Genomic DNA, 17,164 nt, shown 5'->3' with positions numbered 1-17,164 from the left:
CGCACTTCGTCACATCGCGCGAGGGCGGCGGCCGGCATCCAGCCTTATAGACTGACGGCACCGCGGGGAGGGGTCATGATGCGGATGAGAACCATGCGTCTGGCCGCGGCCACAGCCTTGCTGAGCGCTGTCGTCGTCCTGTCGGGATGCGGGCCCTCGCCGTGGGCGCTGCAGAGCCCCGCGCCGACGGCTCCCGTCGAATCGTCGGCGCCTCCGGTCGTCGTCGCACCTCCCGTCGAGAACGACCTGTCGAGCGGATCCACGCAGCGCGACCTCAACGCGGGAGCCGTGAAGGTCGCTGTCAACTACTGGTCGGACCTACGGATGGATCGCTGGACGCCCAACGCCGTCAAGCCCGTCAGCCTGTCGCTCGTGACCACGATCACGCCGAACGACGGCCAGAAGGTGTACCTGCAGAAGGCGACGATGCTCGCCGTTCCGGCCAACGCGGACGAGACGTTCACCGCCCTCGCCCCCCAGGTCGACGAGGCGACGGTCAAGAACGGCTACCTGGTCCTGAAGCCGTACAGCTATTCGCAGACCTTCAACGTCGGCCAGGTGCCCGCAGACGCCACGTACGTGACGCTGCAGTTCACGTACGACTTCCTCGTGCAGACGAAGCCCAAAGCCGATGAGTACGCGAAGCAGACCGCGACCGACACGGTCACGGTCGCCATCGCGCAGCAGGCGGCATCCGGTACCGACGGGTAAGGCTCCGGATGCCGGAATCCGGCGCCCCGCGGAACCTCAAGAACCTCAAGATCCGGTAAAGGCAGCCGCGAGGCTTCGCGAAGTGCCGTATTTACGGGGGTCAGCGCCCCTACCGTGAAAGACGTGGCACTGGCGGCGGTGACCCGAACCCCGCCGCTGGTGCCCTCCATCCTTCAGATCGAACGAGGTTCGCGCATGCCCATCCGTCCCCTAGCCAGCCGCCGTCTGGCCGTCGTCGTCCTGGCGGCCGTCGCAGCGGTCTCTTTGTCGGGCTGTGCGCAGGTCGTCGAGGCCTTCAACTCCATGTCCGGGTCGAGCAACAACGCGGCGGCCACGCCCGCGCCGAACGCCACTCCGGCTGCGGGGACGGCCGAGATGCCGTTCGACTCGCAGTTCACCTACGACGGCTCCGTGCAGATGACGTACGAGATCGCCGACGGGCTGCAGATCATCCTCGACTTCTGGGCGGTGGACTCCAAGCGCACCCGCGAGTGGCACCCCGACAACCCGAAGACCTTCGGCTTCGCCGTGAACGTCAAGGACACCCGCGTCGACGAGAAGGCCGTCCTGAAGCAGAAGCGCCGCGTCTTCCTGTCGAACGTCACGATCAGCTCGCAGACGGCGCAGACCTCGAACCAGGTCAGCTCGCCGTTCCAGTTCAGCGCCGACCCGCGCACCCTCGTGCCGACCGACACGATCCGCTCGAGCCGCGGCCTTCTGATCAACAGCTTCCAGGGCGGACTCCTCGTCCCCGAGACGACGATCAACCAGCTTCCGCAGGACACCTACGGGATCACCCTGCAATTCGCGCTCGACATCTGGGTCGAGGGCACCGCGGATGACGAGAAGTCGTTCGCGCAGCAGACGGTCTACCCGGTCATCCCGATTGCGATCTATCCTCGGGAGACAGAGACCGACGGATCCACGGGGGGATCGTCCGACGGAACGTCGTCGGAGGACACCACTCAGGGAACTACGGGAACCGACGGTTGGACTTCGACCGGCGGTACCGGCGGTCCCACCACTCCGTGAATCCAGTTCGAGGAACCGACGTGACCAGTCCGTACATCCCCGGCCCGCAGGGCTGGCAGCCCGCGCAGCCGCCGGTCGGCGCGTGGCCGGGTCAAGACCCGCAGGCCGCGCAGCAGCCGCAGTGGCAGCAGCCCGCCTGGCCCGCCGCTCCGGCGGGGCAGCAGCCCGCCGCCGCGCAGTGGCAGCAGCCGACCGGGACGTGGCCGGAGGCGGCCCCGCAGGGCTCGTGGCAGGCGCCGCCGGAGGGCTCCTGGCAGGCCGCACCTCAGCAGGCCGGTGGCTTCGCCGCTGACCCAGCTGGTGCCGGTGCGCTCGTCCCCGTCGACGAGTTCGCCGACGACTTCGCCTCCGTCCTCGAGAACACGTCCGTCCACCGGTCCACGATCGGGTGCATCGTGCCGGCGTACAACGAGGCCGAGTCGATCGCGGACGTCATCCGCTCCCTCCTCGAGCAGAGCCGCGTGCCCGACGTCATCCACATCGTCGTCAACAACACCTCGGATGACACGGTGAAGATCGCGTCGGAGTTCTCGGGGCCTCACGAGGTCGAGACCGAGCTCGGTCTGCAGTTCACCGAGGTCTTCGTCCACGACATCGGCAAGAACCCCGACAAGAAGGTCGGCGCGCTCAACTACGGCTACGCCCTCGTCGAGGGGTACGACTACCTCCTGGGCGTCGACGGCGACACGACCGCCGACCGCCGCGCCGTCGAGTACCTCGAGAACGAGGCCGTCGCCGACTCGCGTATCGGTGGCATCTCGGCGATCTACACGATCGACGACCGGCCCATCAAGGGCTTCATCGCGAAGTGGCTGATCGCCGGCCAGCGCACTCAGTTCGCGGCATTCAACATGCAGAACCTGCTGCGCGGGCGCAACATGGCCGTTCTCGGCGGACAGTTCTCGATCTTCTCGACGACGGCGCTCCGCGACATCATGAAGGAGAACCACCAGAACTCGCCGTGGGTCAAGGACTCCGAGGTCGAGGATTCGCTGCTGTCGCTGCAGATCAAGTCGGCCGGCTACCTCACGAAGATCAGCCCGTTCGCGCGAGCGGATGTCGGCGGCATGACGACTCTCAAGGGCTACGACGCTCAGCAGGTCAAGTGGACGTACGGCGCCATCGAGCTCATGTGGCCCGGTCAGCGCGGCGACACGAAGGGGCAGCCCTTCCACCCCAACCTGCGTCTGCGCTGGTTCGAGCAGTTCTCGATGCTCACGAACTTCTTCGTCCGCGTCGCGTTCATCACGCTCCTGATCGCGTCGCTGTCGATCAACGCGTTCGTCTTCTCGCCGTGGTGGCTGCTGCCGCCCCTCGTGGCTGCCGGACTGAACTTCCGCATGGCGCGTTCGATGCAGAAAGCGAACGCCCGCGACATCGCCTTCGCCGTGCTGCTGTTCCCCGCGGAGATCTTCATGTGGATCCGCATCAGTCACTTCATCCGATCGTGGACCCGATTCCTCTCCAAGAAGAAGGTCGACAACTGGGCGCTGCAGGCGCGAGCCGAGAAGGGCGGCGTGAGCTTCGGCCACTGGACGCCGTTCATCATCTTCGCCATCGTCGCGGTCGCGATCGCCGTGATCTGGAACCTGCTCGACCCGGTGACCCAGTCCGCGATCCTGTGGGTCGGCTGGCCGATCGTCGGTGTCGTGACGGTGCTGCAGACCCTCACGATGGCCATCAAGCTGTTCCAGCGTCACCAGGGCTTCAAGGTCTGACCCCGCTCTCGACGCACGAAAGAACCCCCGGAGGCATCCCTTCGGGGGTTCTTCTGTTCCCGGGGCGTCAGCCGTTGCAATGGATTCTGGGCGACGCGCCGGGCGCCGGGCCGGATCAGCGGGGTGTCGCGCAGAATCCCTTGCATCCGCGCACGGCGCGGCGGGCGGGTCAGGCGCTCGCGACGGCCTCGCTGGTCAGGCGGTAACCGACGCCGCGGACCGTCTCGATGTAGCGGGGGTTGTTCGGGTTGTCGCCGAGCTTGCGGCGGAGGTTCGTCATGTGCGCCTCGATCGCGCGCTTGTCGGCCTCGCCCACGAAGTAGCTCGTGACGTAGGACTCGCCCCGCAGCACCAGCGTCAGGTCGGCCTTGCTGCGGACGCGTCGCTTCGACTCCATCAGCGTCGACAGCAGGTCGAACTCGGTCCGCGTGAGGGTCAGCTCGCGACCGGCGACCAGCACCACACGGTGCTCGGCGTGCACGGCCAGATCGCGGTGGATCGCCCAGCCCGCGCCGCCCACGGGCGGGGTGGCGGATGCCGGGGCCACCGCATTACCCGGGTGCGCGCCCTGCGGCGGAACACCCTGCGGCTGACCGGCGTGCTGCGGCTGGCCGCCGTACTGCTGGCCGCCGTACTGCTGTCCGCCGTGCTGCGGGACGACGACCGCGGATCCCGGGGCGGCCTGCTGCTGCTCGGGGTAGACGGGAGACATGATGCGCTCGTCGAACACGGGCGATGTCGGGGCGGCGTCGTACTGCGGTGCCGCGGCGGGGCGAGCACCGGGGAACGACGGGCCGGCGGCATCCTGTCGTGGCGCGGCGGCCATGGTCGTCCCGGTCGCGCGCGGTCGGCGCAGCAAGGACTCGACGCGGGCGCGCAGCTCACGTGGACGGAAGGGCTTCACGACGTACTCGTCGGCGCCCGCACCGAGACCGAGGACGACATCGGCCTCTTCTTCGAGTCCGGTGATCATGATGATGTAGGTGTCGCTCTGCGCACGGATGCGGCGGGCCGCTTCGAACCCGTCGATTCCGGGCATGTTGACGTCGAGCGTCGTGATGAGCGGCTGGTACGACAGGACGGCGCGGACACCGTCGATTCCGTTGCCGACGGAGACCGTCGAAAAGCCTGCGGCCTCGAGCACCTCGACGATGAGGTGGCGGATGTCGGGATCGTCCTCGACGATGACCGCTGTCTTCTGCATCGACATCGAATCGCTCATCGTTCTCTGCCCCCCCATCCCAGTCTTCACGTCGGTCCTCATGCTACACAGCGCCCTGTCGGGCTCATCGCACGCCCTGGGTCAGGGCGACTCCGGCCTCCGGCCAGTAGACGCCCGCTGCAGGTCCGCCCGCGCACTCGCCGTCGCTCTCGCCGGGGGGCTTGATCCAGAGGTTCGTGTCCACGACGTCGTCGTGGAACTTTCCGCCGGGGTCGCCGACGAGCTGACCGGGCGGGTTGCACCATTCGCCGTCGGAGGTGGCGGCCCCGTTGCGGGAGGTGTCGACGATCGCGTGCGCTCCGCCGAGCAACGACGACAGCGACGCGGCGTAGGCGAACTCGTCGGAGGAGGACTGATAGTTCGACACGTTCGTGACGAATCCACGGACGCGGTCGATGACTCCGGTCTGGCGGATCAGGTCGGCCATCTGCTGCGGCGGCAGCCAATTGCTGTGACCGCCGTCGATGTAGATCCACGTGTTCGCGGTCGTGAGCTCGTCGACGGCGGTACTCAGCTGACGAGCGCGTTCGGCGATGTTGCCGCACTCCTGCGAGAGCGCGATGCTGTCGGGTTCGAGCGCGACGATCTTCTGGACTTCGGGCGCCGTGTCGAGCGCGGCGCTGATCTCACCCAGCCAGACGGGATAATCCTCCTCCGACAGTCCGCCCGCGGAATGGTTGCCGCAGTCGCGGCCGGGCAGACCGTAGACCACCAGGGCCACGGAGCGATTCTGGTCGCGCGCCTGCGCGATGAGGTCGAGCACGGTGCCGCCGGCGGTGCCGATGGGGTCCTGCTCGGGGGTCAGCCAGTAGGCGGTGGGCTGCGCAGCCAGGTAGTCGGCGGCATCCTTCTCGTCACCGGTCAGGTCGCGGGCGGACGCGGCGGCCTTCGCCTGGGTCGGCGCGATGATGGTCGTCCCCACGTGAGGGGGCTGAGCGGTGAGGGCGTGGATGCCGCGGGTCACAGCGCCGCCGACGAATCCGATGAGCACCAGGACGAGGACGAGGGCCACGACGATCGCCACGGGGACGAGTAGGCGGGCCGGCGGCATCCGCAGCTTCCTGGGAGCCACTCTTGAACTCTAGTCATAGGCTGATGCTCGATGATCACCGTCGTTTCGTACAACCTGCGAAAGCACGCCGCAGCGGGCGAACTCGTCGAGCTGGCGCGCCGCTACGACATCGATGTGCTGTGCCTGCAAGAAGTGGACACGACCGACATGCCCGAGCGCATCGGTGGTCTCGTGCTCGCCGATGCGACGCGGTCGAACCGGCTGGGCCTGGCGATCTACTACCGCGAGAACGGATTCCGCGCCGGCGCCAGCCGCACCTTCTCGCTGAAGAAGTCATTGCACGACATCGTCCTGAAGCCGGCGGACGAGCGGATGCTGGGGCTCAACCTGCGCGACATCGATTCGGGCACCGACTTCATCGTCGCCTCGTTCCACGCTGCTCCCCTGACGGCGCTCAACTCGCTGCGGCGGCATCAGATCCGCGCCGCGCTTCGCGAGCTCTCGACGCTCGGCAAGGGGGCACCGATCCTCATGGTCGGCGACTTCAACTACCCCGTCTTCAAGGAGAACCTGGGGCAGGTGATCCGCGAGAGCGGGTACGAGCTGAGCCTGAGCGACTCGCGCACCTACACGCGCTACAAGTTCTTCAAGGGCTACTACGACTTCGCGACGTCGAGCGGGTTCGAGATCGAGCAGGTGCGGACGCTGCCGCAGGGCGCGAGCGACCATCTGCCGATCATGGTGACCGCGAAGCCCATCCAGCGGAAGGCGTCGGACGTCGCCTGACTCAGTCGTCGGTGCGGTCGCGGTGGCGTCGCACACTCGCCGCGACGAGGATGACGGCGCCGGCGGCGAGAAGTGCCCCCGCGCCGATCCAGAGGCCCATCAGCTGGTTGCCGTCGAACCCGGCTCGCACGAGCGGGTCGCTGCTGTCGCTCGTGTCGATCACGGCGCTCGAGGTGCCGCCGGCAGAGGTCGCTGAGACGGCGGCGATGTTGTAGACGCCGCGGGCGTCGGAGGGCAGGGTGATCCGCACCGGCGGCAGCATGCCCTCGGCATCGGACTGGAACCGCGCGCTCGCCGTCGAGGTGGCCATGCGCACCATGGCGAACGTCGCTCCGGCGCCGTTCTCGCCCGTGACCGTGACCGTGACCGTCTCGTTGGCGCCGAACGTGTTCGAGTCGCACGAGAAGGTGATGGTGTCGCCCGGGCCTGCGCCCGCGGCATCCGATGAACAGGCGTCTACGGGCGGGTAGAGCGTCGACGCGTTCGCGGCTGCGGGCGCGCCGAATGCCATCGCTGTCAGGAGGAGGACGGTGAGGAGGGCGCGGGGGGAACGGCGCATGGGTGCTGCTTTCGGGCCGGGTGCTTACCTGAGTGTAACCGAGGGGCTCCGACCTGGGATTTCCGTGCGGTGACGTGTGCGCAACGAAGCGGATCAGTTGAGGGTGGCGCCCGACCCGCTCGACTCGCAAGAGGCGCGGACGACGGGCGACACTGCGGCGTCCGCGGTGGGTGTCACCCAGGCCTCGGCCGAGCGGATGTCGGTGTCGGCGACGACGTCGATGGACACCGTCTGCGACTCGCCGGGCTTCAGATCGAGGGAGTAGGAGAGGACCTGTCGGTCCCCGACCATCCCGCCGCCGAAGCCTCGACCGGTTGAGGTGAACGACGTCGTGGCCTGGAAGCCCTCCGGCAGATAGACCTCGCCCACGGTTCGCGCGGTCCCCTCGGGCACTCCGTACGTGCCGCCGCCCGTGATGTAGTCCGGCAGGGCGGTCGCCGCGTCTGCGGGAGCCGTGCTGGTCAGGGTGATCTTCAGAGACAGGGTGCGCGGGGTCGAACCGGAACCGCAGCCGGACCACCCGAGCGTCACCTCGGGGGAGATGTAGTAGTCCATCTTGGAACCCGTGCCGTCGTTGAAGTAGACCCCGAATCGTGCCGTGTCGGAGTCGCCTTCCGGAGGAGCGCCCGCCAACGTGGTGCCGGCGAGTACCGCTTCGTCGGCTTCTTTCGCGCTCCAGAGGTAGAGGCGGTGTTCGGTGCCTGCGCGGGCCAGTGCCTCGACGAGCTTTCCGGGGTTCACGTCGCCTCGCGTCAGAGCGGCGAAGACGCCGCTCGCCGCGGCGGCGAAGACGACGTCCTGCTGGTCGGCCTCGGGGTAGCGGAGGTACACGCCGTTGAGAAGGAACTCGGCGGCATTGGCGCTGGTCAGCGTGTCGCCCGTCGGTAGTTCGATGGGGCCCGTCGCATCGAGCAGATAGGACAGCGCGACGGGGTCCATGGAGATGACGCCGTCGATCTTGACGTCATTGCGCGCAGCGAACTCGCGCGCCAGTTGGGCCGTCAACCTGAAGTCGGGGACCTGGGTGATGTTCTGCAAGAACCGACCGGGCTTGGCGTTGTAGATCGCCGCGTAGTCGCCGAGGTCGCCCACGGAGTCGGGGTAGGAATCGATCGCGCGGGCTTGGATCTGATCACCGAGGGTGATCGCCCCCTTATCCGCTTGCAGCGGGGTCATCGAGCCGACGATTCCGCCGAGGCTCCGCCATTCGGCGTTGTTCTGCACGAGCAGCATGTGAGTGCGCGGACCGTCGGCCCCGAGCATCGACGGGAGCAGCTGACTCGCACGGGCGAGGGCGTCCGTCCCGGACGCGACCTGGTCGAGGAGCCCGTCGAGCTGGTCGACGGCTTTCGCGATCGGTGCGACGAGGGGCGCCCGGTCGATCGAGGCGACGTCGTCGCGAGCGGATGCCGCGACCACGGCCGCGCGTGAGGCGGGCTCAGCGAGGGCCGAGAAGACCGACGTGTCGATGCGTCCGTCGACGGGCACGAAGGCTTCGGTGCCGAACCCGTCGGCCACCGAGGCGAGGGGGCGGGCGGTGCCGGACGCGACGTCGTCGACGGCCGCGGCGACGTCGGCGATGGCAGCGAGTTGCGGCCCCACCCACGGCACGCCCTCGGCGCCCTGCCAGATGGGGTCGGAGGTCAGCTCGCGCGCGGCGGACGTCTCGCGAGCGAGCTCGTCGATCGCGTCGCTGGCCGCGGCGATGTTGCCGATGTCGCGGGCGATCGCGGGAGCCTGCCGCTGAGCCGTCGACAGATGGTCGTAGGCGAGATAGCCGCGCACGCCGATCCATCCGATCGCGAAGACCAGCAGCAGCAGTGAGAGGCCGAGGACCCACACGACGACACGGCCGACCGTGCGAGCGGCGGGAGGGAGGAAAGTCTCGGGCATCGGCACGATCCTACGGTGGTGCGCCCGCGGGAGTGCGTCAGGGGGCGAAGACTGCGCGTTCCCAGCGATCGCCGCCCGAGATCTGCGCGTGGGCGGCGGCTTCTGCCGCGGCGGCGACGAGCTTGTCGAGGTCGTAGTCCGCGAGGGGGGCAGCAGCGACACCGATGCTCGCGGAGAGCCGGATGGGAACGGCCGGCTGTTCGGTCAGCGTTCCGATCTGCTCCAGCAGACGGGAGAGATAGCCCCGGACGGCGGTGTCGGGCCGCGGCAGGAGGACGAGGATCTGCGTGGGCGACACCGCGTGCAGATCGGCTTCGGGCGGCATGACCTCACGGATGTCGTTCGCAAAACGCGCCGTGATGCGCTGGAAGGCGCGCCCGCTCGAGGCATCGAGAAGTTCCGTCGGATCGTCGAGGCGTACATCGAGGAGGGACCACCAGCGGTCTCCGGCATTTTTCGCCCGCGCCAGGCGGTCGCGGGCGATGCTGAAGAAGTCGATCGTGTGCTGTTGCTCGGGCTTCTGCGCGCCGCGACGCACCAGGTACAGCAGGCTGACGAGGGCGCAGACGAGATAGAGCATGGCGACAAGCTCGTTGACGTCGTAGAGGTCCCTCATGTCCGCCTCGGACTGCCCGATCGTCCCCTGGATCAGGCGGGTGATCCCATCGATGGCGACGATGCCGCCGAGTCCGACGAAGCCGAAGGAGGCGACCAGGAGGGGGAGCGCCATCTCCCTCTCGGCCTTGCGCAGCCGCAGCAATTCCACTGCTGACAGCGCTGCCGTTGCGGCCGCCGTCACGAACACGACCAGGAATGTCGCACCGTAGGCGGGGGTCTCGGCCGTCACGCCGAGCGCGATGGTGAACGCGCTGAAGACCACGATCGTGGGGAGCAGCATGATCGGCTCGCGGGAGCGGCGCGCGCGCAGGCCGACCCACACGTAGGCGGCTGCGCAGAGGATCGGTCCGTGCGCGGCGCCGCGCAGGGCCGAGGAGTCGATCTCGTCGGCCGCCACGAGCAGGTAGCAGCTCAGCATCGCCAGGGCGAAGCCCGCCGACCAGATGGATGCCGCGCGTCCCGGGAACGGCAGGAAGCCGAGGCCGAGCATCATGATCGTGCAGGCCGTCGCCAAGGCGACGAGGACGATGGTCACATCGACGTGCGTCACTGGTCGTCCCCCTCTCCGTGGCCGGCGGCGGGGAGACGGACCGTGACGGTCGTCCCGCGTCCGAGAGCGCTCTCCACGGTGATGCTACCCCCGTGGCTCTCGACGATGTCGCGCGCGATGCCCATGCCGAGACCGGTGCCCGGCACGCCGCCCTCCTGCGCGGTCTGCGCGCGGAAGTAGGGCGTGAAAACCCGTTCGACGTCGTCGGGCGACATGCCGATGCCTTCATCGGCGATCGAGACGGCGACCCACCCGTCGTCGTCGATCACGGCGGCGACGCGCAGCGTGCCGCGATTGCTGTATTTGATGGCGTTGCTGACGATGTTGTCGATGACCTGCCGCAGGCGGAACTCGTCGCCGTCGACCTCGAGCGGCGCGGCGACGACGGCATCGATCGTGAGGGCCGACGCGGATGCCGCGGGCTCGAACGCCTCGATCGATGCGGCGAGCAGCTGGGCGACGTCGAAGCGGGCACGGGGGTCGTCGGCATCCGTCGACTGGGCGAGGAGCCCCTGGATGAGGGTGAGCATGCGCTCGCTGGCCGATTCGATGACGTCGACGTGGTCCTGTTGCGCGGAGGTGAGTGGCTCGCCTTCGATGAGGAGGTCGGCGTGCCCGAGGATCGCGGTCAGGGGGTTCCGCAGCTCATGGGCGACGGTCCGGGTGAGGTCGGGGCGCTCGCGGGCGGCCTCGGAGCCGGCGGTCAGGTCTTCGAGTTCTACCACGAACGTCTCCTCGCCGACGGAGTTCGGCCCGGCGGAGCGGATCGACAGGCTGAGGGCGCGCCACGTTCCGCTGCGGTCGAAGAGCCAGAGGCGCTCCTGCTCGACCACTTCGCCGCGGCCGGCCCGCGCCACGGCGGTTTCGGAGGGCGTGAGCGCCCGGCCGCGATACCCCGAGTACTCGACGGCGCCGCCGACGGGGAACCGCAGATCTTGCGTGTCGAGGGAGTACAGCTCGCGGTAGGTGGCGTTGGCCGAGATGATCTCGCCGCCGCGTGCGACCCGGGCGAGTGCCACGGAGATCGAGTCGAACATCGCGTTGACGCGCTGCTCGGCGGACTGCACCCGGTGGACGGTGGTCGCCAACCGTCGGGCCTGGTTGCTGGCGAGGTGGCGGAACGCGCGGATGCGCTGGGCGCCGACCGAGATGGTGATGGCGAGGAACGCGAGCGCGAGGAGGATGATCAGCAACTCGACGATCACCCGCGGCGAGAAGTCCCAGTGCGTCGGGTCGGCGAGGTTCATGAGGGCGACGGCCAGGAGTGACGCGACGATCTCGAGAGTGCCGTAGTAGTTCGAGATCCACGCGATCGGGAAGACCCACAGATAGCCGAGGTTGGGCTCGCTGAGGGTGAGGAAGCCGATGGCCACGATGTCGACGACGGGCAGGACGAAAGCGGCGTGCTTCGGGGTGCGGGCCCAGGGGGTCACGAGCGTCGCGATCGAGGAGACGATGATGACGAGGATGCCGACGAGAAAACCGGGCGTTGCCAGGAGTGCGACGTCGAGGATGCCGACGGCGACGGTGATGACGACGACGCTGAAGGTGAAGATCAGCTGCCACTGCCACACGGACCGCACGCGGGTGCCGATCAGCTGACTGTCGGCCCAGCGGCTTTCGATCGTCGGCATAGAGGGCTCCGTCGCCAGTGTGGCACGGATCCGGGAACGGCGTCAGAAGGCGGTGTTCCCCGGGGCCAGTGCGGCGCGCGCGGTCTTGACCAGAATGACGAAGTCACCGACGAGCGTCCAGTTCTCGACGTACGACAGATCGAGGCGCACGGACTCCTCCCACGACAGGGCCGACCGGCCGCTGACCTGCCAGAGCCCGGTGATGCCGGGCTTGACGAGGAAGCGGCGGTGGACGTGTTCGCCGTACAACTCGACCTCGCGGGGGAGCGGAGGTCGGGGGCCGACGAGCGACATCGACCCGCCGATGACGTTGAACAGCTGAGGCAGTTCGTCGAGGCTGAGCCGGCGCATGATGCGGCCGATGGGGGTGACGCGCGGGTCGTTCTTCATCTTGAAGAGGACCGTGTTGCCGGCATCCCGTTCCTGCTCCATGAGGGCGGCGAGACGGTCCTCGGCGTCGGTCACCATCGAGCGGAACTTGAGCATGGTGAACTCGCGCCCGCCGTGCCCGATCCGCTTCTGCCGGAACAGCACGGGGCCGGGGCTCGACAGGCGGATGGCGATGGCGAGGAAGGCGAGGAGCGGGCTGATGACGGCGACGCCGAGCGAGGCGGCCACCACGTCCATGGCGCGTTTGACCACCCGTTGGCCGCCGCTGAAACGCGGTGTCTCGACGTGGAGGAGGGGGAGCCCCGCGACGGGACGACTGCTGATGCGGGGGCCGGCGATGTCGGCGATGCCGGGAGCGAGCACGAGGTGCTGCCGGCCGGCTTCGAGACCCCACGAGATCTGCTTGACCTTGTCGGCGGGGAGCTCGTCGGTGCTCGTGACGACGACCGTGTCGGCTCCGGTCGTCGTCATGGCGTCGCTCAATGCCGAGAGGGAGCCGATGATCGGGATGTCGGTGCCCTCGACCCTGTCGGCGACCATCCCGCCGGGGACGCAGGCTCCGACGACGTGGTAACCGGCGCTCGGGGTGCGGATGAGCTCGTTCGCGATGTCGACGACCGACCGGCGCGACCCCACGAGAAGCACTCGCGCGGAGAAGGCGCCGCTGCGTCGCTGGGCGATGAGCCACTGCCGCCAGAGCCACCGTTCGAACAGCAGGATCAGGATGCCGAGGGGCAGGCTGATGAGGAGGAATCCTCGCGCGACCTCGACCTGGGTGAGGAAGGCGACGATCGCGACGACGCCGAAGAGGGTGACGCTCGAGCGCGCGACGCGCGCGTACTCCGCGCTCCCCGCGCCGATGACCCGGTGGTCTCGGGTATCGGCGAGGCTGAGCGTCAGCATCCACAGAAGGATCAGCGCCGCGGAGAAAGTCCAGTACGAGATCTCGCCGGCGACGCGATTGGTGCGGATGGCGAGGTCGGCCGCGCCTAGCCCGAACCACGCGATCTGGGTGCCGAAGACGACCCAGATCAGGACCAGCAGATCGCTCGCCCACAGGCGTCGGGCGTACGTCCTTCGCCAGTGCTTCACCGGCTCCTCGCGGCGAACGCGCGCAGTCGTGTCGTCGCTGCCCGCCGAACCGATTGTCATCGTGGTCGCCATGATTCCGCCATCCCCCGCGAGAGGTGCATCTGTGGGACGGACGCTAGCAGTGGCGTATGACGGGCACGTGACGAATGCGTCATGTGTCGTCGTTCGTCAGTGCGGGCAGCCGGAGGACGGCGGAGACGCCGTGGCCGGTGTCGGATGACACAGTGACGTCGCCGCCGTTGCGGCGGGCGAGGTCGCGGGCGCTGCCGAGTCCGAGTCCGAGTCCTCCCGACTCGCGCCCTGCTGCCTCGGGGCCGCGGTAGAACCGATCGAACGCGTGACGGAGAGTTGAGGCGGTCATCCCGGGACCGTCATCGATCACCGTGATCCAGATGTCGTCGTCGATGCGGGCGGCGGTGATGATGACGGCCCCATTCTCCGCGAAGGTGACCGCGTTCGAGACGAGGCTCGACAGGGCGCGCTCCGCGTCGGCCTCGTGGGCGCGAGCGATGAGCCCACTCGGCGCCGCGAAAATCGACGCGTGACGCGCGGCGGCTTCGCCGGCGTGTGCGGCGCGGATCCGGCTGATCAGCGAGTCGACCGCGACCGCGTCGGGTGCGCCGGGTGCGCGCGCTTCGATGAGGCCGTCGACGAGTGCGGTGAGGCGATCGGCGCCGCGGCGCACTTTTGCCAGCCAACCGCGCTGCTGGTCGTCGAGACCGGTGTCGAGCAGGAGGTCGGTGTAGCCGACGATGTTCGTCAAAGGGGTGCGCAACTCGTGGCTGGTGGTGGTCGCGAAGTCTTCGCGCTGCCGCTGCAGATCGAGCTGTGTGGCGAGGGCCGCCGCGCGGGCGCGCTCGGCCTCGCCCCTCTCCTCAGCCGCGCTGAGGGCGAGAGCAGCGTTCGCTCGGCTCTCGTATCGGGCGACGGAGACGAGGAGGGTGAAGACGCCGACCGTGCTCATGAAGGTCACGAGGTTCACGGGGGAGGTGCGGGATGCGGTGATGTCGAAACCGAACGCGCCACCGGTGCTGAGGGTGAACAGCAGTGAGGCGATGCAGATGAGAAGCGACTGCCAGATCGCCGTGCGCAGCGGGAAGCGCAGACACCCGGCGGCGAGGACCGCGAAGACGAGGAAACTCAGGCTCGTCTCCCCACCTGGTCCGAAGGTGAGGAACAGGGTGGCGGCAGCGATGGCCGCGTGGACGGCGATCTCGATGGCCTGCGGGACCTTGGCCTCTCGCGGCGGGAGGATGGCGAGCCCGCCGATGAGCATGATGGCGGAACTGTGCGAGGCGAAGGCGACGATCGCGGTGGGAAGGAAGGCCGCCCCCGTGACCAGTGCTGCTGCGGTCGCGATCGAGATTCCGAGCGCTGCGGAGGCGGCGAGCGCTGCTGCGACGAAACGCACGCCACGGGTGAGTGTCGTGAGGCGGAAACCGTCGACGCCGCGCCCGAGCACGGCCAGCATGACGGCGATCTCGATGGTGTTGGAGAGGCCGAACAGCAGAGCCAGCGGCCAGGGCCGGCCGGAGAGGGCGTTGGCGATCGTCGTGGCGACGAAGGTGGCGACGAGAGCCCAGCGGCGCTCGCCGCGCTGTGCGCGCAGAGCGAACCAGGCGCACGCGCCCGCAGCGGGCCACCACCAGGCGATGGGAAGAGCCGGTGCCTGCAGAGTGAGGCCGGCGAGGCTGAGCGCGACGATGGCGATCGGAGTGGACGTCCAGAACACCCATCGCCGAGTGCGCGACGACGGCGCGGAAGGCGCCTTCCCCGCTGTCGTGGGTGTCGTCACGCGTACACCGTACAGCGCGGGCGTGCGCAGTGTAGTGTCGAGCCCAGCGCCGATGTCTATATCGGCGCGTCACCCTAGGGGGCCGGCGTGGCACGAGTCCTGGTGGTGGAAGACGATGTGGACGTTGCGTCGCTGTTGAGTCACGTTCTGTCGAGCGTCGGTCACGACGTCGAGGTCGCGCACGATGGCGGTGCCGGTCTCGAAGTGGCCTACGCGCAGCATCCCGACATGGTCATCGTGGACTGGATGATGCCGATCAAGACGGGTATCGAGGTCTGTTCGACTCTGCGCGCCAACCCGGACTTCTCGTCGACGCGCATCATGATGCTCACCGCCCGGTCATCGCCCCAGGACGTGGCACAGGCAAAGGCCGCCGGCGTCGACGACTACGTCGTGAAGCCGTTCACACCCCGCCAGCTGCGCGAACGGGTCGCGTCGCTGCTCGACGTGGTCTGAGTCAGCTCGCCGTCACGTTCGCGCTCGGAATCGGGAACACTCCTTCGAGGACGACCCGGTCGCCCAGCTGACGCAGCGTCGTGCCGTCGCCCCGGGTACCGATGCCCGTCACGCGTCCGTTGTCACCGGGGCCCATGACGGTGAGGATGCCGGGGCTCGCGACCCGCACGTGAACGCGGTTGCCGTCGCGTCCGATCTCGATCTCGGCCCACCGAGCGCCGGAGTGCTTGACCGCGTTCACGAGTCCTTCGTTGACGAGGCCGGTGACGTCGTCGCCGAGGGGCAGCCCGGCGAGCCCGTCGCGGGCATCGTCGGCGATCTTCACGCTCACCCCCATCACGACCGACCAGGCCCGCACGAGGTCGTCGACGTCCTCGCCCCCGCCCGTCGACGCGATACCGTCATCCCGCACCTCATCGAGGATGGTGTCGGTCTGGGATCGGAAGGTGTCGAGCGTCTCGCGGTCGGGGATGTTCTCGTCGACATGCGCGGCGAGGATGACGCACCGGCCTTGCAGCCGGCCGTGCAGCAGATCGGTGGCACGCTGCACGGGGGCCCGGGCCGCGTCGACCTCGGCGGCGAGCCGCCGTGCCGATTCGAGGAGGACGCCTGTCGCGCGTTGCTCCTCGGCGCGCGCGCGGCGGTACACGTCGACGCACAGGCTGATGATCACGGCGGTGAGGGGGATGCCCGCGAGCGGAACGAGCCCGAGGGAGCCGACCTCGGGGAGGAGGACGAAGGTGAGTTCCATCACCCCGACCCCGACGGCCACCCAGATGGCGACGAAGAGGACGCCGCGGAGTCGCGGCCGAAGCCGGCGAGTGGCCCTGACGAGGCCGACGGCGATCACGTCGAGCGCGGCGCACACGAGGACTGCGGTGACAGCGACCGACGGTCCGCCGTGGGCGAGCCCGAACGGCAGCGTGGCGCCCACGTACGTGAGACCGACGGCGAGCGGCGGGGTCTTGCCGAGTCGACCGGCGAAGGGGATGCGCTGGCTCTCGCCCACGTCCACCCCCTCGAGGGATTCTGCGGAGGGAGCGGATCGCAATCCGTTCAAAGCGTGGGATGCCGCGCGCGTCCGGTCGGCGTAGTCCCGCACGGCGTCGAAGTCGAGCGGCTGCGCGAGGAGACGGTCGCGCGCGGATCGCAACTCGTCGACGAGGCGGTGCCGGGTGGCGGTCGCTTCCTCGCGCAGCCGACGGACCTCTGCGATGCCGGCCCGCATCTGCGCGCCCGCGAGCTGCAGTCGTGCCGTGGTGGCGCGGAGGTGCCGGTGGTACGTGACGGTCAGCGCGCACACCGTGAGGAGCACGGTCAGCGTGACCAGGTTGGTGGTGATGCGCGTCGGCCAGTTGGCGCCGGTCGACGTCGCGAACACGAGCGTGCTCGCCGCGTCGTTGACGAACGGCCGGATGGCCGAGATCGCCAGGATGGCTCCGGCGACCACGGCGGCGCGGTAGGCCGGACGTTCGAGGCGGCGTTCGGCCCACGCCGCGGCGAATCCGATGGCGATGAGAAGAGGTGAACCGAGCGCCGCGACCGTGACACCCCGCAGATAGCCCAGGAACGATGCTTCGCCGACGCTGGGGACGCTGAGCAGAACTCCGACGGCGAGGGCGAGGATCATCGACCACCGTGTGAAGTACTGGCCGCTGACGAACGTCGTCCCGAGGGCGCGCCATACCCGGCCCAT

14 protein-coding genes are annotated in these 17,164 nt (G+C 68.8%); 5 read left to right on the top strand and 9 right to left on the bottom strand.

Annotated elements, in window-relative coordinates:
- Positions 1-84: 84 nt before the first annotated feature.
- From ABQ271_RS12465 to ABQ271_RS12455, 3 genes are all read left to right on the top strand, one after another.
- Positions 85-711: a hypothetical protein gene (locus ABQ271_RS12465; protein ID WP_349309065.1), complete on the top strand. Its 627-nt coding sequence runs from the start codon at positions 85-87 to the stop codon at positions 709-711.
- A 195-nt stretch (positions 712-906) separates the two neighbouring features.
- On the top strand, positions 907-1,743 hold the full coding sequence (locus tag ABQ271_RS12460) for a fructose 1,6-bisphosphatase (RefSeq protein ID WP_349309064.1): 837 nt from the start codon (positions 907-909) through the stop codon (positions 1,741-1,743).
- A gap of 20 nt (positions 1,744-1,763) precedes the next feature.
- Positions 1,764-3,461 carry a glycosyltransferase family 2 protein gene (locus ABQ271_RS12455; protein ID WP_349309063.1) on the top strand — a complete coding sequence of 566 codons (1,698 nt, stop codon included), beginning with the start codon at positions 1,764-1,766 and terminating at the stop codon, positions 3,459-3,461.
- Between the two features lie 169 nt (positions 3,462-3,630).
- On the opposite strand, the gene ABQ271_RS12450 is transcribed toward ABQ271_RS12455, so the two are convergent.
- Positions 3,631-4,683 carry a response regulator gene (locus ABQ271_RS12450; protein WP_349309062.1) on the bottom strand — a complete coding sequence of 351 codons (1,053 nt, stop codon included), beginning with the start codon at positions 4,681-4,683 and terminating at the stop codon, positions 3,631-3,633.
- 64 nt (positions 4,684-4,747) lie between these two features.
- On the bottom strand, positions 4,748-5,755 hold the full coding sequence (locus ABQ271_RS12445) for a glycoside hydrolase family 6 protein (protein ID WP_349309061.1): 1,008 nt from the start codon (positions 5,753-5,755) through the stop codon (positions 4,748-4,750).
- 30 nt (positions 5,756-5,785) lie between these two features.
- On the opposite strand from ABQ271_RS12445, the gene ABQ271_RS12440 reads away from it, so the two are divergent.
- The gene (locus ABQ271_RS12440; protein ID WP_349309060.1) at positions 5,786-6,481 is read left to right on the top strand and encodes an endonuclease/exonuclease/phosphatase family protein; all 696 of its coding nucleotides are present in this window, start codon (positions 5,786-5,788) and stop codon (positions 6,479-6,481) included.
- Position 6,482: 1 nt separating this feature from the next.
- Here the strand turns inward: ABQ271_RS12440 and ABQ271_RS12435 are convergent, their stop codons facing one another.
- From ABQ271_RS12435 to ABQ271_RS12410, 6 genes are all read right to left on the bottom strand, one after another.
- Positions 6,483-7,040 carry a cell wall protein gene (locus ABQ271_RS12435; RefSeq protein ID WP_349309059.1) on the bottom strand — a complete coding sequence of 186 codons (558 nt, stop codon included), beginning with the start codon at positions 7,038-7,040 and terminating at the stop codon, positions 6,483-6,485.
- A 93-nt stretch (positions 7,041-7,133) separates the two neighbouring features.
- Positions 7,134-8,933 carry a DUF4012 domain-containing protein gene (locus tag ABQ271_RS12430; RefSeq protein ID WP_349309058.1) on the bottom strand — a complete coding sequence of 600 codons (1,800 nt, stop codon included), beginning with the start codon at positions 8,931-8,933 and terminating at the stop codon, positions 7,134-7,136.
- A gap of 37 nt (positions 8,934-8,970) precedes the next feature.
- On the bottom strand, positions 8,971-10,101 hold the full coding sequence (locus tag ABQ271_RS12425) for a hypothetical protein (protein WP_349309057.1): 1,131 nt from the start codon (positions 10,099-10,101) through the stop codon (positions 8,971-8,973).
- Positions 10,098-11,735: a HAMP domain-containing sensor histidine kinase gene (locus ABQ271_RS12420; protein ID WP_349309056.1), complete on the bottom strand. Its 1,638-nt coding sequence runs from the start codon at positions 11,733-11,735 to the stop codon at positions 10,098-10,100. The genes ABQ271_RS12425 and ABQ271_RS12420 overlap by 4 nt, the downstream gene beginning before the upstream one ends.
- A 42-nt stretch (positions 11,736-11,777) precedes the next feature.
- Positions 11,778-13,289: a sugar transferase gene (locus ABQ271_RS12415; protein ID WP_349309055.1), complete on the bottom strand. Its 1,512-nt coding sequence runs from the start codon at positions 13,287-13,289 to the stop codon at positions 11,778-11,780.
- A 79-nt stretch (positions 13,290-13,368) separates the two neighbouring features.
- Positions 13,369-15,012, bottom strand: coding sequence for an ATP-binding protein (locus ABQ271_RS12410; RefSeq protein WP_349309054.1), 1,644 nt, complete (start codon positions 15,010-15,012; stop codon positions 13,369-13,371).
- Between the two features lie 87 nt (positions 15,013-15,099).
- Here ABQ271_RS12410 and ABQ271_RS12405 point away from each other — a divergent pair, with 87 nt between their 5' ends.
- Positions 15,100-15,468 carry a response regulator gene (locus tag ABQ271_RS12405; protein ID WP_349309053.1) on the top strand — a complete coding sequence of 123 codons (369 nt, stop codon included), beginning with the start codon at positions 15,100-15,102 and terminating at the stop codon, positions 15,466-15,468.
- A gap of 1 nt (position 15,469) precedes the next feature.
- On the opposite strand, the gene ABQ271_RS12400 is transcribed toward ABQ271_RS12405, so the two are convergent.
- On the bottom strand, positions 15,470-17,164 hold the full coding sequence (locus ABQ271_RS12400) for a hypothetical protein (RefSeq protein WP_349309052.1): 1,695 nt from the start codon (positions 17,162-17,164) through the stop codon (positions 15,470-15,472).

Origin of the sequence: Microbacterium sp. MM2322, from assembly GCF_964186585.1 — a bacterium.
In the GTDB taxonomy this organism is placed as follows: domain Bacteria; phylum Actinomycetota; class Actinomycetes; order Actinomycetales; family Microbacteriaceae; genus Microbacterium.
Note: the sequence above shows the minus strand (reverse complement) of the source record. Positions and strands in the feature narration are given on the sequence as shown.

Excerpts from the sequence above, each read along its gene's own strand:
- ABQ271_RS12465 (WP_349309065.1), top strand. The coding sequence starts at position 85 with ATGAGAACCATGCGTCTGGCCGCGGCCACAGCCTTGCTGAGCGCTGTC.
- ABQ271_RS12460 (WP_349309064.1), top strand. The coding sequence starts at position 907 with ATGCCCATCCGTCCCCTAGCCAGCCGCCGTCTGGCCGTCGTCGTCCTG.
- ABQ271_RS12450 (WP_349309062.1), bottom strand. The coding sequence starts at position 4,683 with ATGAGCGATTCGATGTCGATGCAGAAGACAGCGGTCATCGTCGAGGAC.
- ABQ271_RS12440 (WP_349309060.1), top strand. The coding sequence starts at position 5,786 with ATGATCACCGTCGTTTCGTACAACCTGCGAAAGCACGCCGCAGCGGGC.
- ABQ271_RS12435 (WP_349309059.1), bottom strand. The coding sequence starts at position 7,040 with ATGCGCCGTTCCCCCCGCGCCCTCCTCACCGTCCTCCTCCTGACAGCG.
- ABQ271_RS12430 (WP_349309058.1), bottom strand. The coding sequence starts at position 8,933 with ATGCCCGAGACTTTCCTCCCTCCCGCCGCTCGCACGGTCGGCCGTGTC.
- ABQ271_RS12420 (WP_349309056.1), bottom strand. The coding sequence starts at position 11,735 with ATGCCGACGATCGAAAGCCGCTGGGCCGACAGTCAGCTGATCGGCACC.
- ABQ271_RS12415 (WP_349309055.1), bottom strand. The coding sequence starts at position 13,289 with ATGGCGACCACGATGACAATCGGTTCGGCGGGCAGCGACGACACGACT.
- ABQ271_RS12400 (WP_349309052.1), bottom strand. The coding sequence starts at position 17,164 with ATGGGCCGGGTATGGCGCGCCCTCGGGACGACGTTCGTCAGCGGCCAG.